Genomic DNA, 20,013 nt, shown 5'->3' with positions numbered 1-20,013 from the left:
TTTTAATGAAGTGTATTATTTAGAATCTGGGGTTATGGAGCTATATGACTTTGGGTTTAGCTTTGTTGAGAATGCAGCGAATAAACATACAAAAGAAACATCGCTAAATGACATTATCACGCAAACAAAAAATGAGTTAAAAAGGCAGTTTTTAAGCACGACTCGTGCGTGGATTATCGCTTTTAGTGGTGGGAAAGATTCTACTTGTATTTTGCAGTTATTTTATGAAATGCTAGTAAGTTTGCCAAAGCATTTACAAAGGCAAAGCTATGCTATCGCCTCAAATACGCTTGTAGAAGCCCCACATATTGATACATTCTTACATAATGTGTTAGATTCTATAAACACTCACGCAAAAAACAATGATATTCCATTTAGCATTTTGCAAGTCTCGCCAAGTTTGCAAGATGACTTTTGGGTAAATCTTATTGGCAAAGGCTATCCAAGTCCCACAAGGACATTTCGCTGGTGCACGGATAGATTAAAAATTACGCCAAGTAGAATAGAAGTTGCAAATATAACAAAACAGGCTGGTTCTGCCCTGCTTGTTTTGGGCACAAGAGAGCAAGAATCTACAAATAGAAAAAAGTCTATGCAAAAGCGGATTCTAAACAATCAAGGCTTCTCAAAACACGATGATTTTCCAAATACAATGACTTATGCACCCCTTAGCAAATGGAGCACTGATGATGTATGGGCGTATTTAAGCACACATAAGCCCTTATGGGACAAGAATCATAGTGAGCTTTTTAAACTCTATGCAAAGGCAAGTGGCGATGAGCGTCAGTTTATCACGCATTTAGCTCAAAGTAGTTGTGGTGGGAGTAGGTTTGGCTGCTGGGTTTGCACTGTGGTGAGTGAGGATAAATCCTTGCAGGGCTTTATAGACACAGGGGAAAATCATCTAAAGCCGCTGAATGATTTTAGAAACTATATAAAGCGTTTAAGAGAAGATAAATTAGCTAGAGCAGATTATAAAAGGGACGGCAGAGCGGTGTATAAAAATGGAGGGCTTGGACCATTTTTAAGCAAAACACGCATAGAGATTTTTACAAAGCTTTTAGAAACTGAAAAAGAGTTTCTAAGTCTTGGTGGAGAGAAAGAACTCATTAATTCTGCCCAGATTCTAGAGATACAAAAGGAATGGGACAAGGATTTTGACTTTGAAAACACCGCATTGCAAATAGCGATGAAATTTAATAAGAAAGGAGTTTGTATGCAAGATAAAAAGCAAAAGATTTTGCACGAAGAGATTCTAGAAGATATTGTGGCAAATACTGAAAACACAGAAGTAGGGCTTGATGATATAAAAGCCTTGCTTCATACAAGTCTTGAGATTTATAACACTTATGGGCGAAGGGGAGTAAATAGTGCACCAGCAAAAATAAAAGAAGAGATTGAAAAACTGCTGAATGATAAAAGCACAAAAGAGGAGCAAGAATGTTTATAGAAGAGGTTAGTATTTGCAATCTTTTTGCCTATTATGGAAAGGTAAGCGTTGCATTTAGGCAGATTAGTGATAAGAATCTTTATTGCCTTTATGGTAATAATGGCTTTGGGAAAACAAGTTTTATCCGTTGTGCAAAACTACTTTTTCTTGGCACGGGTTTAAATGAAACACTGATGATTGTTTGTTATCATTAATTGCATCATGGCATTAAATTGCAATAATAAATTTATAGTAAAATATAAAAACTTTTATTTAAATGTCAGCAAGGCTATTGTAATGAGTAAAAATATAATTGATTGCATAACACAACAAAACATAGAATCCATTTTTAATATATTTAATACTTTAAATAAAGATGATTCTCATAAATTGAGCAGTGATGATATTTGCACACCTATGGAATGCGTAAAAATAATGCTTGATTATATTCCAAATGAGTTTTGGCAACAAGAAAATATAAGAGTGCTAGATCCTTGCTGTGGAAATGGGAATTTTGGTGCGTATGCTATGTTTAAAACCGATATAGAAAACATATATTTTAATGAGATTAATGAGAAACGACTGCAACATTGTAAAAAGATTCTAAATCCTACACATATAAGCAATTATGATTTTTTAGGTATGGAATCTAGCTTGTTGGGAAAATTTGATTTAATAATGGCAAATCCTCCCTATTCTGGCGGTGGGAATAAAAACCGCTCACTTTCTAATAAATTTATAGAATCTAGTATTGATAAACTTAACGATAAGGGCTATCTTTGTTTCGTAACGCCAAATAATTATATGACTTACAATAACAACAATACGACTTTAAAAAAGCTATTAAATCTTGGCTCGTTTATAGTAATTGATAATGATGTAAAAAAGTATTTTAAAAATGTAGGAAGCTCATTTAGCATTATGGTATGGCAAAAAGGCGTGATGGATAATAAAACAACGATTATCAATAATTATTTGCTAAAAGATATTCAACACAATGTTGTAATCCCAAAAGATTTACCATTTTTGCCACTTTATATGTCGCAAAATATATTAAATGCTATTGAAAAATTGGTTTCAAAAACGCCCAATAATTTTACCTATCGTTGCGATTTGCATAATTTCACGCAAAAAGCATTTTTAAGCGATACGCAAGATAATATTTATAAATACCGCACAATTCATACTCCACGCAAAACCCGCTATGCAAGTAAAAAACAAGACATTTATGATAAACATATTATCATCATTCCGCTATCAACTTATTTTATCCCCTATATAGAATCTAGGGCTAACACTACGCAGTCTGTGGGGTATTTTGCCTTTGATTCTAAAAAAGAAGCAAGTGAGTATGTAAAAATATTAAATAAACCGCATTTTAAGGTATTGATACACCTTACTCGCTATGGTAATTTTAATAATATAATGGTTTTAAAGCATTTAGCATTTGATAAGCAAATAGAGCTGGATTCAAAAGAGCTACACGATATAGAAAAACTACATAAAAAAATACGCTACTAAAGGGTAAAAATGGCAAAAGATTCACTCACTCTAAATCAGTTTATCTCTCTTTGTGATGAGATAAATGGCGTATATATTCAAAAAAGTGGCGATGACTACTTAAACGCATTGTCAAAAATTTTTCCGCTTAATAATAAAAATGACAAGCCCTTTAATCTAGTAGAAATTCAAGCCCAACCCACACTTAAGGATTTTAGCTTTAGCGGCAAAGATGATTTTATTTTTATTTGTAATTTACAAGCAAAACCGCTTGAGATAAAAGATTCTATCCGTAAAAATGAAAAAATATTAGCTTTAAACTTTGCCAATGAAAACGCAAAGAAAATCTTTGATACAGCCTTGGGAGTAGCTTATATCCTTACTTGTGAGATTGAAAACAAAGAGCATATTATAAAATTTGGTCAATCTCGCACTACTTTTAAACAACGACTCGGATCTTATAATTGTGGTGTAGTCAATAATTGGCGGACCGCCTCTACTACAAATATTAAAATGCTTCAATCATTAGTCGCTACTCGTAAGACCTTTAATCTTTATCTTTATGATTGTAGTGATGAAGTAATGATAATAGAATGGCGTGGTGAAAAATCTGTCCCCTTTGCTTCACCAAAATCACTAGCAGTTGAAGATATTATGATTAAAAAATTTATCGCACAATTTGGAGTAAAACCACTTGCGAATATACAGGGCGATGCCACACAAGTAAAGTGAAGATAGAGGACACGCAAAAATTAAAAGTGTGCAAGATTCTAGTGAATTGTTTTAGGAGTGAATATGGCAGATTTTTACACAAATCAAACTGAAGAAAATCTTATCTATCGTGTGATAAAAGAGGGCTTAGGCTTTGAGTCTGAAAATGAGATTCCAAAATATCTTATCTTGCGTTTGGCCCTAGCCTTAGCGTTGCGATTAAAGCCTTTGCCACTAGATTCTACTCTTTGGCAGGAAAGGCAATTAAGCGGAAGCAGAGGGAAAGAATATCATTTAGAGCAACTCAGCGGCAAAGATAAAGGCGAAAATGAAGATATGGATCTTTTATATCGGGCTTTGCTTACAGAGAAATTTCACGCCTATTTACAAGTCGATTTATTTAGCGATGATAAGGCTTATACTGCTTTGCTTGGCAAAAATATACAAAGGGGACTTTTTGAGATATATCACTCGTGGAAAAATAATGACTGCTTTTATCAATGGTGCAAGGATAATTTAGGCTTTCATTTACAAAAAGAAGACTTTACGCAGTCTGGCACAGATTCTACAAATACGCAAGATTCCACACTTTTTACAGAGATAGAATCTTATTTTACGAAACATAATATTGCCCTTACACATTTAGAAACACTAAATTCTTATAGACATAGAATCTGCAAGGTTGAGGTAAAAGACCCGCTTAAAATACAAAGCTTTGAAACACAGGCAAAATACCTTGATAAAACGACTACATTATCTAATGTGAAAATTACTTCTTGCAGTGGTTTAGCAAGGACTTATAATATTGAAGTAGAAAAAAAAGATTCTGAGTGGAGCTATCCTAGCAAAGTAGAGATTGAAAATGCTCTCTCTTTATTACAATCACAAGGATATAAACTGCCTATTTTTGCGGGATTTGATATAGAGAAAAAGCCCTTTTATTTTGACTTAGTAAAAGCACCGCATCTAATTGTCGCAGGGAAAACAGGCAGTGGAAAAACGATATTTTTGCAAAGCATAATACATTCTCTTTTATTGAGTAATAAAGCAGAAATTGTGGTGATAGACCCAAAACTTGGCATTGATTATCAAATCTTTGGCGATAAAATAAGGCTTATTACAGAGAGTGAAGAAGCGTGTGAGTTTTTAGATGATTTGATAGAAGAGATGAAAGAGCGAAATGAGCGTATGGTAACAGCAAAAGTAAGTGATATAGAATCGCTTGGCTTGACATATAAGATTGTTTTTGTTGAAGAGCTAAATTTTGTGATTAGGGATAATAAAGAGATTGAGAAAAAACTTGCAAAAAATATGTTTATCGTGCGTCAAGCAGGGATTCACATCATACTTGGTATGCAAAATCCAGATTCTAAGAATCTAAGTAGCGATTTACGAAATAGTGCTAGTCGCATAGCTTTATGTGTAGCTAAGGCAGAAAACTCTAGAGTGATACTTGGTGAAAGTGGAGCTGAAAAACTGAGTGGTAAAGGCGATATGCTAATCAAGCTAGATGGTGCAAGTAGCCCAAAACGAGTGTTTGGTGTAAAGCTTTATTGATGATTCTATTTTACAATATTCTATGCTTTATGAAAAAATTAGAAAAATCTATCGTTTCATTTTTAAAAAGAGATTCTGCGCATTACAATGCTAAGTATTATTTGGTTCTAGTTTTAATATAGAATCTGTTTGCACTGCGATTGGAATATGTTCTTTTTCTAGCCACATATCATGGCAATAATCACACGCTTTAAAGAAATCTTGTGCGTAAAAATCTACAATCCTTTGTCTAAGATTAGAATCTGAAAGATTAATGAAGTCCCCTTGAAATTCTCTCAAACCTTTAAGGCGAGAAAGAGAACTTGCAATAGGGCATATAAACAAAGCACCATCTGGGGCAATACTTGTTTCAGATTCTATTGTCTCTTTTGTGCTATCACGCCTTATGCCTTCACTACTCATGAGACTAACGCAAGGCATCATGCAGGCTTTAAAATTGCGTATGATATCCTCATTTGTGCGACCTCTCTTATAGATTTTGCCCGGATTCCACCATGATGAGTTTTTGTCTGTCCAAATTACATAGTATGGAATCTTATGGGTTTTTAGTTGATCTATAAGGCTTTCTTGCTTCAATGGGACTTTTAGATTCGGCGATCTGCTGTAATCTGATATGCAAACTATCGCATTAGGACAAGCTTTTAATGCAGCAAGGGATTTGTCATTAAAGATTCTTGTGCCATTTGTAACAATGTTAAAACTTCTTACTTTTCTTTCTCGCCCAAGATATGTAATCACTTTATCAATATCTTTAAACAATAGCGGCTCTCCACCGATAATACGAACACTATGTATAGAATCTATGGCAGCAAAAAACTTATCTAGTGATTGCTTGATGCCTTCATAAGTGCAAATGTATTGATTTTTTGAATCAAAATATTGCATGAGATTATTGCAAGATTCACAACGCAAAGTGCATTTTGTAGTTAATACAAGCTCAATATATGGTATATCTACTTTGCCAAGTTTTACGCGTTTTTTGTAATATGAACGGATAAATTTCATTGCGATATTTTCAAGTTTTTTATCTAGTTTATGCTTTTTCCATGCAACATATTGAGAGAGTGTTGAAAAGAATTGTGATGGATTCTGTTTTATATCTTTTTTAACCTGTTTGAAACTAATGTGAGTGCATTTGCCTGATTTTTGACTCCTTATTCGTGCCTTTCCTACAACATACATGTATAGTGCTCGTATTGTATGTTGCGGTTGTTGTTTTATGGTATTTTTCACTTGTTTGAATCTAAATTGTGTGCAATAATCCCCAAAATAATCCGCATTGCGTTCTATATATCGCACTCTAAAAATATTGTCATCTCTATGGGGGGGGGGGGGTGATTGTTGTCATATTGTTCCTTAAATAATGATATTGCAATCGTGTTATTATAATAAAGATTTCATTATATTGCATTTTTATAGCAAAACAATAAATACACCTAATTTTGCTTTGCAAACTCGATTAGATTCTGTATTCTTTTAATACTCTCATCTTTATCTAAAACGCAAAGACATGCACCCAAATCAATGCCACCCTTTTGTCCTAAAAGCCCAAGACGCAGGGCTTGCATAAATATGCTAGGTTTTATTGCGAATGTATTTGCAATATTATTTGCATGTTCTTGTATGAGAGATTTTGTGCTATCGATGTTTAGTGTTGCATTTTGTAATTTATCTATAAATTGACTTAAGGCTTGTTCTAAAATCGCCTTAGTATCTTGTGTGAATAGCTTATTATACAAGGCTTTATCATAGTATGCTTGTTGTGATTTATCCATGTTTTCACTCTCAAGTGCTAAGGGTGTATTAAGGATTTGTGCGATTGCATTTCTCATGCTTATAAGATCATTTACACGCGTTTTTAACTCATTTAAAAGTATGTTTTTTCTCTCATTTGATAGAGATTCTAGAGTCTGCGTTGTCTTTTTGGCACTTTCCAAAAAAGTTTGTTTAGGGGAGTTTGCTTCTTGTGCTTCGTCATTTATGTCCAATAAACTTCTCGCACAAGAATCTGCACAACCCTTGAAATTATCTAAAAATACTTCCGCAGTGGGCGTTTTGGATTTTGTAGATTTTAGATTCTCTATATTAAGTAATTGTGCTAACTTTTCATTATCCATTGCCTTAATGTATTCTGCGTTTAGCCAATATAGCTTTGAGAAGTTACAGCCTGAAGGATTGCTATTAATCCTGTGCGGATCAAAGCATTCAATCATTTCTTGCAAACTAAAGATTTCTTTATCGCCATGCCCATACCCAAGCTTAAATAAGAAATTCAGCAAAGCCTCTGGCAAGACCCCGCTATCTCTATATTCTAATACAGATAACGCCCCATCTCTTTTACTTAGCTTCTTGCCCTGCTCATTACAAATCATAGGGATATGATAGAATCTTGGTATATCAAAGCCCAATGCCTTATATACAAGTAGTTGCTTTGGCGTGTTTGAGATATGATCATCACCGCGTATAATATCTGTAATCCCGCTTAGTGCGTCATCAATAGCAACGACAAAATTATAAGTCGGCGTGCCATCACTGCGTAAAATCACAAAGTCATCTAACTCACTTGCCTGAAAGCTAATATTGCCCTTCACACCATCTTCAAAGCTAATAACGCCCTCTAGTGGGGCTTTAATACGCACACAAGGGACTATATCCTTTGGGACTTCACCGATAAAATCCCTGTATTTACGACTACAATTTGCATGATTTGCCCCCTTATTTTGTGTCCGCATAGCCGCTAATTCATCTTTTGTAAGATAGCAATGATAGGCATGTTTAGAATCTAAAAGCTTTTGTGCGTATTGCTGATAAATTGGTGTTCTCTCACTCTGAAAAAGCATAGGACTATCATATTCTAGCCCCACCCATTTAAATGCTTCTAAGATTCCATCAAGTGCTTCCTTGCTATTTCTCTCTGTGTCTGTATCCTCTATGCGTAATAAAAATTTACCATTTTTTGCTCTTGCGTGTAGATAGCTATATAATGCGGTGCGTAAGCCACCGATATGTAAATGCCCTGTTGGCGATGGTGCAAATCTTGTTGTAATCATATTTTCCCTTTTATGTTTGGAATCTTTTACAAATGAATCTAAAATTATAATTTATTTTTGATAAATAAGGGGGAGATAAGTGTATTTTGCGTTTATAGATAGATTCCATATCCTTAAAAAGTATTAAAGCTAATCTATACAAGGCTCTATATTTAGCTTCTAGTCCCTACATTACCTACACGGCATTAGCAACTATTATGTCAAACAAAACCTATTTATTCGCTTTTCAGTGTATTATCCCCAACGATTGGCTTAAACTCGCGTGTGATGAGATTGTAATTTAGAATCTGTCCGTTCATAATGTTGTAATACCAACCATAGATTTGCAATTCCCCGCGATTAAAACGCTCTTCAACAAATGGATAGCTTAAAAGATTATGAAGCTGTTGTTGGATATTTTGCAATTCTGTAAGCCAAATGCGTTTATGCTCACTCTCTGGCTGCATGGATTCAACTTGTGCTATCGTTGGTTTAAGAAGGGCTAGCCATTTTTTTACATAAGGCATTTCATTTAGCATATCGTGATTATAGACCGCCGCACATGCCCCACAATTACTATGCCCACATACAATAATATTTTTCACTTTAAGCTTACAAATAGAGTATTCAATCGATGAAGTGGTAGCAAGATAGCCCTCCATCATCTCGTTATTTTCATCTTTAAATGGCGGTATTAAATTGCCAATATTTCGCACGACATAAAGCTCACCGGGCTTTGAATGTGTGAGTCTGTTTGGATCGATTCTAGAATCTACACAGGTAATAAAAAGCGTGTGTGGTTTATTTTCCTGCAAACTTTTAAAAAAGGCTTTTTCATTATTATAATCTTCTTCATAAAATTTTATTGCACCTTGAAAGAGTTCGTTCATATCCTGCCTTAATTAAGAGTTTTTGCCTATTTGCAATTATACAAAATGTTTCTATATAATGCAATTTTTAGTTTGATTGCACAAAGAGAGATAATGATACATACTATTATACACACCATTCTTGACATTATAGAATCTTTTGGATATTTTGGCATTTTTATTTTCATGGCGATAGAATCAAGTGTGCTGCCCCTGCCTAGTGAAGTGGTGATGATACCTGCTGGTTATCTCGTGTGGGAGGGTAAGATGAATCCTGTATTAGCCATTCTTGCGGGGACTTTTGGTAGCCTTGCTGGTGCATTATGTAATTATTTTATAGCCATAAAAATAGGTAGAATCTTTGTTATAAAATATGGAAAATACTTTTTTATGAAAGAAAAAAGCCTTGTTACAACAGAGAAATTTTTTAATAAACATGGAGAGATTAGCACTTTTATAGGTCGGCTTATCCCTGTTGTAAGGCATTATATCTCTTTACCTGCGGGACTTGCTAAGATGAATTTAGTGCGTTTTAGTATTTTTACACTCATTGGGGCTGGTATTTGGGTGAGTATTTTGACGGGGTTTGGATATTGGCTTGGTGATACTTTTAGTGGGATTGATATTAATGAAATTGTGGATACATTTGGCAGGGGAGAGCTTGATTCTACACAGCAAGATATTAAGGCAAAAATGCGTCTTATTATAGTTGCAGTGCTTGGCTTTGTGTGTATATGTGCTTTGGTATATATGTGGTTTATGCGTAAGAGAAAACAGAAATAAATCCTTGTCGCTGCGTTTAAATCACTCAATTTAGGCTTTGTAAGCCTTGCTTAAGAAATCTTAATACTGCATTTGAAGTTTTACATAGGGTTCATTTGAATCTAAAATAACAAAACATCATTAAATCTCTACAAGATAGCCCTGCAATGTAGAAACATAGCAGTATATTATAATTAATGACTAAAAAAACATTATATCAATATACTAATTAAAGTTAATAATATTGACTAAAGGTTGTATTTATTTATCAAACTTATGTTATAATTGCTAACTCAAAATATGAAATTAGGAGTTTAATATGGCAAAAAAAGCATTTCAAACAGAGATCAAGCAATTACTTGATTTAATGATACATTCTCTTTATTCTAATAAAGAAATATTCTTACGCGAACTTATCTCAAATGCAAGTGATGCCCTCGATAAGCTAAATCATCTCACACTAAGCGATGATGCGTATAAAAGCCTTGTGTTTCACCCAAGGATTACCATTAGCTTTGATAGTGAAAAAAAGATTCTAAAAATCGCTGATAATGGTATCGGTATGAATGAAGATGATTTAAACAATCATCTTGGCACGATAGCAAAAAGTGGCACAAAAAGCTTTTTAGAGAATCTAAGTGGCGATAAAAAGAAAGATTCTAATCTTATTGGGCAGTTTGGCGTAGGTTTTTACTCAAGCTTTATGGTGGCTGATAAAGTGGTTGTGAATACGAAAAAGGCTCTTGATACAAAAGCATATACATGGATAAGTAGCGGTGATGGTGAATATGAGATTCTAGAATCAAGTAAGGAAGACTATGGCACAGAAATCACGCTTTATCTTAAAGATGATGCAAAAGAGTATTGCAACAAATGGAGTATTGAAGATGTGATTAAGCGATATTCAAATCACATTCAATTCCCTATATTTTTACAATACACAGAAGAGAAAAAAGAGGAGGGTAAAGACGAAACTACTAAAGAAGAAAAAGAAGAGCAAGTCAATAAAGCAAAAGCCCTTTGGACGATGTCAAAAAGTGAGTTAAAAAAAGAGGATTATGAAGACTTTTTTGGCACACTTGCTTATGATAAGGAAAAGCCTATAAGCTACATACACACTCATGCTGAAGGGAAATTGCAGTATAAAAGCCTATTTTATATCCCTGCGACACCGCCATTTGATATGCAAAGAATGGATTATAAATCACATGTGAAGCTGTATGTAAAGCGCGTGTTTATAACTGATGATGATAAAGAGCTATTGCCTTCATATTTGCGATTTATACATGGGATAATTGATAGCGATGACCTGCCACTCAATGTAAGCAGAGAGATATTGCAAGAAAATAAGATTCTAGAACAAATCAAAAGTGCATCAGTTAAAAAAGTATTAAGCATGATAGAATCTCTTGCAAAAGATGAAGCAAAATATAAAGATTTTTATACAAAATATGGCAAGGTGCTAAAAGAGGGGTTATATGGCGATTATGAAAATAAAGAGAAGTTATTGCAACTTATGCGTGCGTATTCGCTGAAAAAGGGCGAGTATATAAGCCTTAAAGCCTATAAAGAAGCAATGCTTGCAGAGCAAAAGGGTATATTCTATGCAATAGGCAAGGATTTAGAAACGCTGAAAAATAATCCTGTGTTAGAGAAATTTAAAGACTATGATGTGCTGTTGTTTGCCGATGAGGTGGATAACTTTGTCATTCCTACAATTGGCGAGTTTGATGGCACAAAGCTGCTTGATATTAATAGTAAAGAGGCAAGTGAGGGCATTAAAAGCGAGATTAGTGAAGAGCAAAAGAAAGCTTTTGAAACTCTTATAGAATCTTTTAAAGGGCTAGATGGTGTAAATGAAGTAAGTCTTAGCGATAGTCTCACTTCACCTTTAGCACTCACTGATGAGGGTATGCAAAATAGCTATATGGAGCAAATCATGCGGCAAATGGGGCAGGAAATGCCAGAACCAAAAAAGAATGTAGAGATTAACATAAACCATGAATTGATACAAAAAATTAAAGATATGCCTAAGGATTTACGCGATAAATACTGCCTTATACTCTTTAATGGTGCAAAAATACTTGAGGGGCAAAGCCTAAAAGATTCTAAAAGCTATGTTGATAGCGTGCATGAAATGCTGCTAAAGAGTATTTAGTGTTGTAATTATTGGAGGGGATATTATTTTAATGTGTGTTTGGAATCTAGTAAGATTTTACACACAATCTTATAACCTTATGTAATTTTTGCATTTGCGAAATGATCTATCTATTGACAATATTTATCCATTAAGACTTTACAAAAAACTTACTGCTGAAATAAAACTGAAATGATTTTATGATTCATAAAAATTAATAAGAGATTATGCAGATATATGGTGTCAAGGGGGGGACTTGAACCCCCGACCTCCGGCTTATGAGACCAGCGCTCTAAACCAGCTGAGCTACCCTGACATTTAGAGAAAGCGTATTATAGCACAATAATATATACAAAGTCAAGTCCCTTGACTTTGAAGCATTTATGGTATTTATATATTTTGATTTTATTTTCTCATACAAGGAATTAATATAGTATTTTGGGTGGGACTATAACATATTTTAAGTTTTTGCAATGCTGCATAAATTGCTAAAACATGCAACATAGACGTAAGTAAGAACAATATATAAAATTAATTTATGCAATGCTTTTAACAAAATACTAAGGGATTTATCTATGCGTGTATATACCACATGATTCATAAAACTATTTTTAGCTTTTTTATAGATGTATAGGATTTTAAAGCCTTTAAATAATACGCCAATCCATAGGCATTTTACCCATATCTTGCAGAGCTTTATTTGCCTGCAAGAATACACCGCTACCTACAAAACCCCTAGCAAGTGGGCTAGGATGTGGGGCTGTGATGATTGCGTGTTTTGTGCTATCGATTAGAGAGATTTTCTTTTTAGCAAAATTCCCCCATAGCATAAATACAATACCGCTAAAATGCGTTGAGAGAGCATGAATTACAGAATCTGTGAAAGTTTCCCAGCCAAAATGCTTATGCGAACCTGCCATGCCTTTTTGCACACTAAGGATAGCGTTAAGCAATAGCACACCTTTTGTAGCCCATTGTGTTAAATCACCATGATTTGGCATACAAATCCCTAGACTATTTTCAAGTTCTTTGTAAATATTTTTTAAGCTAGGTGGTATTGGCACGACTTTTGGCACACTAAAGCTTAAGCCCATAGCCTGCGGTATTTCTCCATCTTGTGTAAAAATGCTACCATGATAGGGGTCCTGTCCCAAGATTACAATGCGAACAGATTCTGGTGGCGTGAGATTAAATGCGTTGAAAATCAGCTCATTTGGTGGAAATATCGCATTTTGCGGAAATACCGCATTTTTGTGCGTCTGTAAGGCTTGTTTATAATGCTTTATGATTTCTAAAAAATAGGGTTTGCTAAACTCATCTTTAAGTAGATTAACCCATTGTGGTGAAAGTGTTTTGGGTATCAACATGATTAATGATTAGAACTCAAAGAGCCATTATAGATATATTGCACAGGTTTGCGAAACTCCATTCTTGACACGGTGTCATTAATCAAGTTTGTAAAGACATGTAAATCTGTGTATTGTCCGCTATCAACGGCTGCATTCCCTGCTACATACAACACCCTAGTCTTTTTATACACATCATACCAATCAAATGCTACGCGATAAGCATCTCGCACAACTCGCTTTGTGTTTTTCTTTGTAGATTCTCCATTCTTTGTGTCAATACTACATGAAGGGACACCATTTATCACATTACAAACACCTGTTGCATTAAATGTATATTGATAGTTACTTGCTGGATCTAACTGCTCCTTAGCAACGCGAATGTAGATCACATTTCTAGCATAGGAAGTATCAATCTGCCCTTGCATATAGATATTATTAAATCCCCTTTTTTTAAAGGCTAGTAATGCTTGTCCTGCATAGTATTTTGACGAAAGATCCCACGGGTCTGATACGATAATTGTCGGTGCATTTGTATCAAAATCATAGGTTGGCAACACGGTGGAATAATATTCTGCTTTATAGTTACCTTGAGAGCAAGCTACAAATATAAACGCAAGAAAAAGCAGTGATACAAATCTTATTGAAATAAAAAATCTTAACATCAAAATCCCTTAGATACAAAATCCTTATAGAATCTAAAATCATAAAAGCAAAAAAGATTCCAAGCAACCATAGAGAGTATGATAGCACAATAAAGCAAGTTTTATTCTTTGGTTATGAATCTTATCTACTCTAAAGTTCTTGCCATATTGAGATAACCCCCTCTCACTTACCTTAAAAATGTCTATTTAGACCCACACTTTCAACATACATGGAAATATGCAAACTATCACACAACAAACATGCACATATTACATACTATACATTATAATCTTTATGCTTCTAACTTATAGCCGACACCACGCACAGAAATGATATATTGCGGATTTTTAGGATTCTCTTCTATCTTTGATCTTAATCTACCGATGATAACATCAATGCTTTTATTTGAGCTTTCCGGGTTAATAGACTCAGATTCAATCGCGATTGCTTCCCTGCTGAAAACATGCCCTTTTTTACTGATAAGCAAGGTTAGAATCTCATATTCAGCCCTTGTTAAATCAAGCTTTTTATCTTTGAAAAACACTTCCCTTGTGTCCTTATCAATGGAGAATATCACAGATTTATCTGCTATCTTTTCTTCTGCCATTTTTTGTGAATAACGGCGGAGTAAGGACTGAATGCGCGCTACAAGCTCTTTTGGATCATAAGGCTTTGGGATATAGTCATCTGCACCGCTATCAAGGGCTTTTACCTTATCATTTACATCACTTCTTGCTGATGATATGATTATAGGAATGTTTTTTTGCTTTGCGACTTTTTTGCACACTTCGAGTCCATCAAGATTTGGCAAAGTAAGATCAAGTAATAAAAGATCAAAATGCTTTGTTGCAAGTGCTGACATGCCCGTATATGGCTCATCATAGTTTGTTACATGAATGTCATGTTGCTTCAGATAATCACTCAATACTTCGGCTAATTCAACATCATCTTCAATCATTAAAATTTCTAACATTATACACCCCTGCTATTACTAGGTTTAAACGGCTTGTATTGTATAGTATATTTCATAAAAACCGCCTTAATTCCACAGAAACAGAATCTAGCATACTACGCTACTTAGGCATTAGCTTTCAACTATTTTGTTGTCCTTATAATATAAGGCACACCCTGCACACCTGCAGCAAGGCTCTCTTCTGAAATGCGTGTCGCAAGATCATTGTTACCAACCTTTGGTGCATAATCAGCACGAAATACCTTTTTTAATAACGCAATCTTTTGGTCTCTGTTTTTTACGCTTTGTAATTCTTGATAATATCCAGCAGTTCTATTCTGTGCTTTTTGTCCTAATATACCCACCATTAATACTTCAAGATTTGCATCTTTTAAATAGTCATCAAGGTGTGCTATTTCTTGCAAACAATAAGGGCAAGTGGTATCTAAAACCATATATATGGTGTTTTTTGATGGCTTTGTAGATTCTATCTTTAAGACTGAACTTGAATGCTTTTTAAATAAAGCTAATATTTTAGAATCTTTCATATCCTTATTATATTTATTCACCCCATCAATACTAGCACGCAAAGCACTACCACTATTACTTGTCGCAATGCCCTCTGCTAAAGGTATCATATAGCTGCCATCTTTACTTACAAGTAGTGCCATCCTCTCTTTATTTGGAGATTCTAAAATGATAACTGAAGCATCTTTTAATGGCTCTTGTGTGTTAGAGATAACCTTAAAATCTAGCTTTGTATTTTCTTTTAAAAACTTCTGGACCACCTTGCTAGAATCTTGTGCCATCATGCTATGAGAAGTGAGACTTAATCCAAGCAGACTTAGTGAGATAAAATAAGATATCTTCATAATATTCCTTTTTTGTAATTTGCAATGCGTAATTGTATAACGCTTTTGTTAAGTATCTAAAAAGTTTATATGTTTTAAGTCTGTTTATTTATGTGCCGTGATTAAGAATTTAAGATTGCAAATCATTGTGCCTCGCACGATAGATATGCTGGAAAGTTTCCAGCCTATCTAATCTTTAAGGTAATGAGTGCGATCAAGTTTGACAAAATAGCAATAATCCAAAATCGCACGATGATTTTATTTTCCGCCCAGCCTTTTGCTTCAAAATGATGATGGATTGGTGCCATTAAAAAGATTCTTTTTTGTCGCAATTTATAGCTGCCAATTTGCAAAATCACAGAAATAGTCTCAATCACAAAGATAGACCCCATAAGGATTAATAGAATCTCATTCTTTGACACAATGGCACAATATGCGATAAAGCCACCCAAAGCTAAACTCCCACTATCGCCCATAAAGACTTGTGCGGGATGGCAGTTATACCACAAAAAGCCAAAGAGTGCACCTATCATAGCAAGGCTTAAAACCATAACTTCACCAGAATCTATGATATGGGGCCAAAGCAGATATTTTGCCATCTCGACATTGCCGCCGACATACACAAATACACTCAACGACGCAAGCGCACAAATGCTAGGAATAGTCGCTAAACCATCGAGTCCATCGGTTACATTCACCGCATTTGTAGTCGCTAGAAATACAATCACCCAAAAAGCAATCATAAAATAAGATTCTAAAGTAATTAAGGGCTTTTTAAGCATGGGAATGTAAAAATCCGTGCTTAAGCCAGACATATACAGCCATACACTTAAAATGAGAGCCACACAGGCTAAAAGCAAAAATTTTGCTCTTGAACTCATTCCAGCATTACTCTTTGCTGAAATCTTCATATAATCATCTCTTGCACCAATAAGCATGAAAGTAATGAGACAAATAAGCCCGATTTGCACATAAGAATTGCTAAGATTTGCACAAAATAGACTTGATATAACCGCAGAAAAGACAAAGACTAAACCACCCATAGTCGGCGTGTCTTTCTTATTTGCATGTGCTTTTATAGATGATGAAATGGGCTGACTAGCCTTTTTTGCCTTAGCCCATGCGATAAAAAACGGCATACAATACACACTCAACAAAAAGGCAATAAAAAAGGCTAAACCAGAGCGAAAAGTAATGTATTTTAATAGTGTAATATTTAAGATTCCATGCAATTCATAAAACATAAACTTCCTTAATATGTCGATAAAAGTTAAAATGGAATTCTACTATATTACTGCGTGTTTGTGGTGTTTTCTCTTTATAAAAGATTAAATTGTTGTTCTAAAATTTTTTACATTGTAAATGGGTCGCCAATCTGATTAACAATAAATATACGAAGTTATTACTGACAATAATTTGATATAATACGCCCTATTTCATTCACATTGAGGATTTATTATGAAACTCTCGCTTGTTGTTCCTTGCTATAACGAACAAAAAAGTTTAGAATCTTTTAGCAAAGAGATTTTTAGCATTTTGGATTCTATCTCTAAAGATCACAGCAATACTACTCTCACATTTGAGTGTATTTTTGTAAATGATGGTAGCAAGGATAATACAATAGAATTGCTACTTGCCTTAAAAGCTATGCAGTCTTATTCCCCAAATGACAAAGATTTGGCAGTCCATAATGAAAACATTATAGAATCTAAGCAGTCTATAACACAAGATTCTAATCCCTATAATCTCACTATGCCGCCAAACAATTGTGAAATAAAAGTAATTGATTTTACACGCAATTTTGGCAAAGAAGCAGCTATGTATGCAGGGCTTAAAGAGAGTAGTGGGGATTGTGTTGTGATTATGGACGCTGATTTACAAGACCCACCGCTTTTATTGCCACAAATGTTTAAAAAATGGTTGCAAAATGAAGCAGATATAATCTATGCTAGACGCATTAATCGTGCAGGTGAAGGATTTATAAGATCAAGGCTTTCAGAAGGATTCTATACATTGCATAATCTTATCTCATCAGTGCATTTAGAATCTGGTGTGAGAGATTTCAGACTGCTTGATAGGCAAGTTGTAAATGCCCTGCTTTCCATGAGTGAATATCATAGATTCTCAAAGGCTATGTTTGAATGGGTGGGATTTAGAAAAATTGGCTTAGAATATGAGAATATTCCGCGTCATCAAGGCAGTAGTGGTTGGAGTTTATGGAAGCTTTTTAAATATAGTGTTGAAGGCTTTATTAGCTTTAGCACCATGCCTTTGCGTATTGCTTTTATACTTGGTTTCGTGATGAGTTTATTTAGTCTTGGTTACGGCTTGTATGCTATTATTGGTGCTTTGTGTTTTGGGAATGTTGTGCGTGGTTGGACTTCGCTTGTTGCTTTAATCGTATTTATTGGTGGTATGCAGCTTATCATTCTTGGAATCATTGGTGAATATATCGCTAGGATTTATGAGCAAGTAAAAAGGCGTCCAATATACATCAAACGACATGGCAGGAAAGACTCATAGTCAAAAGATTCTCAATTGAGATATAAAAAGATTTGAAATTAATGGAGACAATTCAATGCAAAAATCAGTCGTGAATAAGTCATGGTTACTCATGGGGGGGGGGGGGTTACTTATCCTTCTTCTTTCACTTGGTATTAGAATCTACTTTTTGGAACAGAAAAAAGATGCGCATGTTGATGAGATTCTATCAATCATATTGACTGAATATAATCAATATGGTTGGGGTAAGCGTTTTGAAGAAGAGAAGGTATTTAGTAGCGATTCTGCAAAGCAGGGGTTGTTATGGAATGACCCTAGCATAAAAGGTGCGTTTCAAGATGTATATAAATTATGGAAAAACAATAGAGATGATCCACATACAAGTCTCTACTACATTATATTGCGTTTATGGCATATAGGCTACACAGATACAAATTTACAACATATATTTTATCGTGGCATAAGTTTAAATCTCGTATTTTTTCTTGTTGGATTTTATTGTGCTTATCGCATTGCTACGAAATTATTACAAAATGAATGGCTTGTTTTCCTCTTTTTATCACTTGCATTTCTAAATCCTGCAAGCATAGGCAACACCTTGTTTATGCGACCTTATGCTTTGCAGGAAATGCTATTTCTAGCATTTTGTTTGGGCTTTGTTTGCATAGTTGAGAGATTAAAACTAGATTATCGCAAGTATAATTCATGGCGTTATTATGTTATATTTGGATTTTTGAGTGCATTGCTGTTATCAAGTGGATATTTTGCTGTGCCGTTTGTATTATTGGTGTTTTTATGTGCTAGTTTATGGGAGCTAAAGTATTTTACAAGGGAGAAAAAATGGCAAATATTTTTTCCACTATCTCTTATTACTGCTGTTATATTTTGTTTTCTTTTATATACAAAATATTCTCGTGGATTCCGTGGTTCTCGCGGAGTGGAGGCAGGTGAAAAGCTAAACCTTACATATTTAAAAGAGAATCTGCTAAACAATACTGAAACTTTTTTCAATATCTTAAGCTTCAATCTTTCGTGGATTATTTTAGGGATAATGCTGCTTGGATTATGTTTGGCACTCTTGTATCGCAAAAGATTGTGCTATAAGAAGGATTTATTTGTTATTTTCTTTGGAGTTTGTGCGTTTATTTGGTCGTATGCTGTTATTTATGTTGCCCCTTATAAAACCTTGCGTTATATTATGTCAATCTTTCCTATATTTTTATTATTATTGCCATTTGGGCTTTATATGATTGATACAAGTTTAAAATCATATAGCGTGAATAAATATTTGCGTAACACTCTTATTGGCATACTTGGTATGTATTGTGTGTATGCAATAGTACCAAAAGATAGCAGTAAAATTGAATTTATAAATTACCATATCGCAGAATCCCAACCGCCAAGAGATGATAAGCAAATGATAGTCGTTGTATTGCAAGCCATGTATATGTATGCTAATATCCTGCCCTATTTGGATAAAGACATGATATTTTTAGATGACTGCACGAAACTATCTAGCATAATAGAAAAATATGGACACATTGAGCTTATAACAGATGAAGGTCAATGCAAACTAGATCAATATGATTCCAAAGCATATTGGAAGGCAGGAGGGTTGCAAAGCGTGATAGTGAATCAAAAAAGTTCCAACTAGCCCCATTAAAACTTAGCTAAAATCAAGCTTATAGCTTTTTATAAAGGCATTTTATAGAATCTTTTTATG

The 20,013-nt window shown here is 34.4% G+C and carries 17 protein-coding genes and 1 tRNA gene; 9 read left to right on the top strand and 9 right to left on the bottom strand.

Annotation, left to right across the window (positions count from 1 at the left end; all coding sequences use genetic code 11):
• Nucleotides 1-10 precede the first annotated feature (10 nt).
• The 5 genes from dndC (at nucleotide 11) to XJ32_RS07910 (ending at nucleotide 5,197) form a co-directional block, all read left to right on the top strand.
• On the top strand, nucleotides 11-1,450 hold the full coding sequence (gene dndC / locus XJ32_RS07930) for a DNA phosphorothioation system sulfurtransferase DndC (RefSeq protein WP_254422319.1): 1,440 nt from the start codon (nucleotides 11-13) through the stop codon (nucleotides 1,448-1,450).
• Nucleotides 1,441-1,644, top strand: a complete 204-nt coding sequence (locus tag XJ32_RS07925) for an ATP-binding protein (RefSeq protein ID WP_254422318.1) — start codon at nucleotides 1,441-1,443, stop codon at nucleotides 1,642-1,644. The genes dndC and XJ32_RS07925 overlap by 10 nt, the downstream gene beginning before the upstream one ends.
• 82 nt (nucleotides 1,645-1,726) lie before the next feature.
• Nucleotides 1,727-2,950, top strand: coding sequence for a methyltransferase (locus XJ32_RS07920; RefSeq protein ID WP_167619993.1), 1,224 nt, complete (start codon nucleotides 1,727-1,729; stop codon nucleotides 2,948-2,950).
• A 9-nt stretch (nucleotides 2,951-2,959) separates the two neighbouring features.
• On the top strand, nucleotides 2,960-3,661 hold the full coding sequence (locus XJ32_RS07915) for a hypothetical protein (RefSeq protein WP_077388937.1): 702 nt from the start codon (nucleotides 2,960-2,962) through the stop codon (nucleotides 3,659-3,661).
• Nucleotides 3,662-3,724: 63 nt separating this feature from the next.
• Entirely contained in the window at nucleotides 3,725-5,197 is a 1,473-nt protein-coding gene (locus XJ32_RS07910; RefSeq protein ID WP_077388936.1) for an FtsK/SpoIIIE domain-containing protein, read from the top strand.
• Nucleotides 5,198-5,287: 90 nt separating this feature from the next.
• On the opposite strand, the gene XJ32_RS07905 is transcribed toward XJ32_RS07910, so the two are convergent.
• The 3 genes from XJ32_RS07905 to XJ32_RS07895 all read right to left on the bottom strand — a co-directional run bounded on the left by XJ32_RS07905 (nucleotide 5,288) and on the right by XJ32_RS07895 (nucleotide 9,116).
• On the bottom strand, nucleotides 5,288-6,496 hold the full coding sequence (locus XJ32_RS07905) for a radical SAM protein (protein WP_254422317.1): 1,209 nt from the start codon (nucleotides 6,494-6,496) through the stop codon (nucleotides 5,288-5,290).
• Between the two features lie 137 nt (nucleotides 6,497-6,633).
• Entirely contained in the window at nucleotides 6,634-8,247 is a 1,614-nt protein-coding gene (gltX, locus tag XJ32_RS07900; RefSeq protein WP_077388935.1) for a glutamate--tRNA ligase, read from the bottom strand.
• Between the two features lie 215 nt (nucleotides 8,248-8,462).
• Complete coding sequence (locus XJ32_RS07895) at nucleotides 8,463-9,116, bottom strand: carbonic anhydrase (RefSeq protein WP_005219438.1); 654 nt, start codon at nucleotides 9,114-9,116, stop codon at nucleotides 8,463-8,465.
• Nucleotides 9,117-9,209: 93 nt separating this feature from the next.
• Between XJ32_RS07895 and XJ32_RS07890 the strand changes: the two genes are divergently transcribed.
• Both XJ32_RS07890 and htpG read left to right on the top strand, forming a co-directional pair.
• Complete coding sequence (locus XJ32_RS07890) at nucleotides 9,210-9,878, top strand: DedA family protein (protein WP_077388934.1); 669 nt, start codon at nucleotides 9,210-9,212, stop codon at nucleotides 9,876-9,878.
• 298 nt (nucleotides 9,879-10,176) lie between these two features.
• Complete coding sequence (gene htpG / locus XJ32_RS07885) at nucleotides 10,177-12,015, top strand: molecular chaperone HtpG (protein WP_077388933.1); 1,839 nt, start codon at nucleotides 10,177-10,179, stop codon at nucleotides 12,013-12,015.
• A gap of 217 nt (nucleotides 12,016-12,232) precedes the next feature.
• Here htpG and XJ32_RS07880 read toward each other — a convergent pair.
• The 6 genes from XJ32_RS07880 to mraY all read right to left on the bottom strand — a co-directional run bounded on the left by XJ32_RS07880 (nucleotide 12,233) and on the right by mraY (nucleotide 17,032).
• Nucleotides 12,233-12,310: transfer RNA gene (locus XJ32_RS07880), tRNA-Met, on the bottom strand.
• Nucleotides 12,311-12,641: 331 nt separating this feature from the next.
• Nucleotides 12,642-13,361, bottom strand: coding sequence for a uracil-DNA glycosylase (ung, locus tag XJ32_RS07875; RefSeq protein ID WP_077388932.1), 720 nt, complete (start codon nucleotides 13,359-13,361; stop codon nucleotides 12,642-12,644).
• A gap of 2 nt (nucleotides 13,362-13,363) precedes the next feature.
• On the bottom strand, nucleotides 13,364-14,005 hold the full coding sequence (locus XJ32_RS07870; RefSeq protein WP_077388931.1) for a hypothetical protein: 642 nt from the start codon (nucleotides 14,003-14,005) through the stop codon (nucleotides 13,364-13,366).
• A 272-nt stretch (nucleotides 14,006-14,277) separates the two neighbouring features.
• Nucleotides 14,278-14,958: an acid response regulator transcription factor ArsR gene (gene arsR / locus XJ32_RS07865; RefSeq protein WP_005219348.1), complete on the bottom strand. Its 681-nt coding sequence runs from the start codon at nucleotides 14,956-14,958 to the stop codon at nucleotides 14,278-14,280.
• Nucleotides 14,959-15,080: 122 nt separating this feature from the next.
• Entirely contained in the window at nucleotides 15,081-15,809 is a 729-nt protein-coding gene (locus tag XJ32_RS07860) for a hypothetical protein (RefSeq protein ID WP_254422316.1), read from the bottom strand.
• A gap of 164 nt (nucleotides 15,810-15,973) precedes the next feature.
• Entirely contained in the window at nucleotides 15,974-17,032 is a 1,059-nt protein-coding gene (gene mraY / locus XJ32_RS07855; protein WP_077388930.1) for a phospho-N-acetylmuramoyl-pentapeptide-transferase, read from the bottom strand.
• Nucleotides 17,033-17,246: 214 nt separating this feature from the next.
• Here mraY and XJ32_RS07850 point away from each other — a divergent pair, with 214 nt between their 5' ends.
• Nucleotides 17,247-18,311, top strand: a complete 1,065-nt coding sequence (locus XJ32_RS07850) for a glycosyltransferase family 2 protein (protein ID WP_020995534.1) — start codon at nucleotides 17,247-17,249, stop codon at nucleotides 18,309-18,311.
• Nucleotides 18,312-18,366: 55 nt separating this feature from the next.
• On the top strand, nucleotides 18,367-19,944 hold the full coding sequence (locus XJ32_RS07845; RefSeq protein ID WP_077388929.1) for a glycosyltransferase family protein: 1,578 nt from the start codon (nucleotides 18,367-18,369) through the stop codon (nucleotides 19,942-19,944).
• The last annotated feature ends 69 nt before the right edge of the window (nucleotides 19,945-20,013 follow it).

This window comes from Helicobacter bilis (genome assembly GCF_001999985.1).
Taxonomy (GTDB): domain Bacteria; phylum Campylobacterota; class Campylobacteria; order Campylobacterales; family Helicobacteraceae; genus Helicobacter_A; species Helicobacter_A rappini.
This window is presented reverse-complemented; position numbering and strand designations above follow the sequence as displayed.

Bases quoted from the DNA above. Each gene is read 5' to 3' on its own strand.
- XJ32_RS07925 (WP_254422318.1), top strand. From the start codon at position 1,441: ATGTTTATAGAAGAGGTTAGTATTTGCAATCTTTTTGCCTATTATGGA.
- XJ32_RS07920 (WP_167619993.1), top strand. From the start codon at position 1,727: ATGAGTAAAAATATAATTGATTGCATAACACAACAAAACATAGAATCC.
- XJ32_RS07915 (WP_077388937.1), top strand. From the start codon at position 2,960: ATGGCAAAAGATTCACTCACTCTAAATCAGTTTATCTCTCTTTGTGAT.
- XJ32_RS07910 (WP_077388936.1), top strand. From the start codon at position 3,725: ATGGCAGATTTTTACACAAATCAAACTGAAGAAAATCTTATCTATCGT.
- gltX (WP_077388935.1), bottom strand. From the start codon at position 8,247: ATGATTACAACAAGATTTGCACCATCGCCAACAGGGCATTTACATATC.
- XJ32_RS07895 (WP_005219438.1), bottom strand. From the start codon at position 9,116: ATGAACGAACTCTTTCAAGGTGCAATAAAATTTTATGAAGAAGATTAT.
- XJ32_RS07890 (WP_077388934.1), top strand. From the start codon at position 9,210: ATGATACATACTATTATACACACCATTCTTGACATTATAGAATCTTTT.
- htpG (WP_077388933.1), top strand. From the start codon at position 10,177: ATGGCAAAAAAAGCATTTCAAACAGAGATCAAGCAATTACTTGATTTA.
- ung (WP_077388932.1), bottom strand. From the start codon at position 13,361: ATGTTGATACCCAAAACACTTTCACCACAATGGGTTAATCTACTTAAA.
- XJ32_RS07870 (WP_077388931.1), bottom strand. From the start codon at position 14,005: ATGTTAAGATTTTTTATTTCAATAAGATTTGTATCACTGCTTTTTCTT.
- arsR (WP_005219348.1), bottom strand. From the start codon at position 14,958: ATGTTAGAAATTTTAATGATTGAAGATGATGTTGAATTAGCCGAAGTA.
- XJ32_RS07860 (WP_254422316.1), bottom strand. From the start codon at position 15,809: ATGAAGATATCTTATTTTATCTCACTAAGTCTGCTTGGATTAAGTCTC.
- mraY (WP_077388930.1), bottom strand. From the start codon at position 17,032: ATGTTTTATGAATTGCATGGAATCTTAAATATTACACTATTAAAATAC.
- XJ32_RS07850 (WP_020995534.1), top strand. From the start codon at position 17,247: ATGAAACTCTCGCTTGTTGTTCCTTGCTATAACGAACAAAAAAGTTTA.
- XJ32_RS07845 (WP_077388929.1), top strand. From the start codon at position 18,367: ATGCAAAAATCAGTCGTGAATAAGTCATGGTTACTCATGGGGGGGGGG.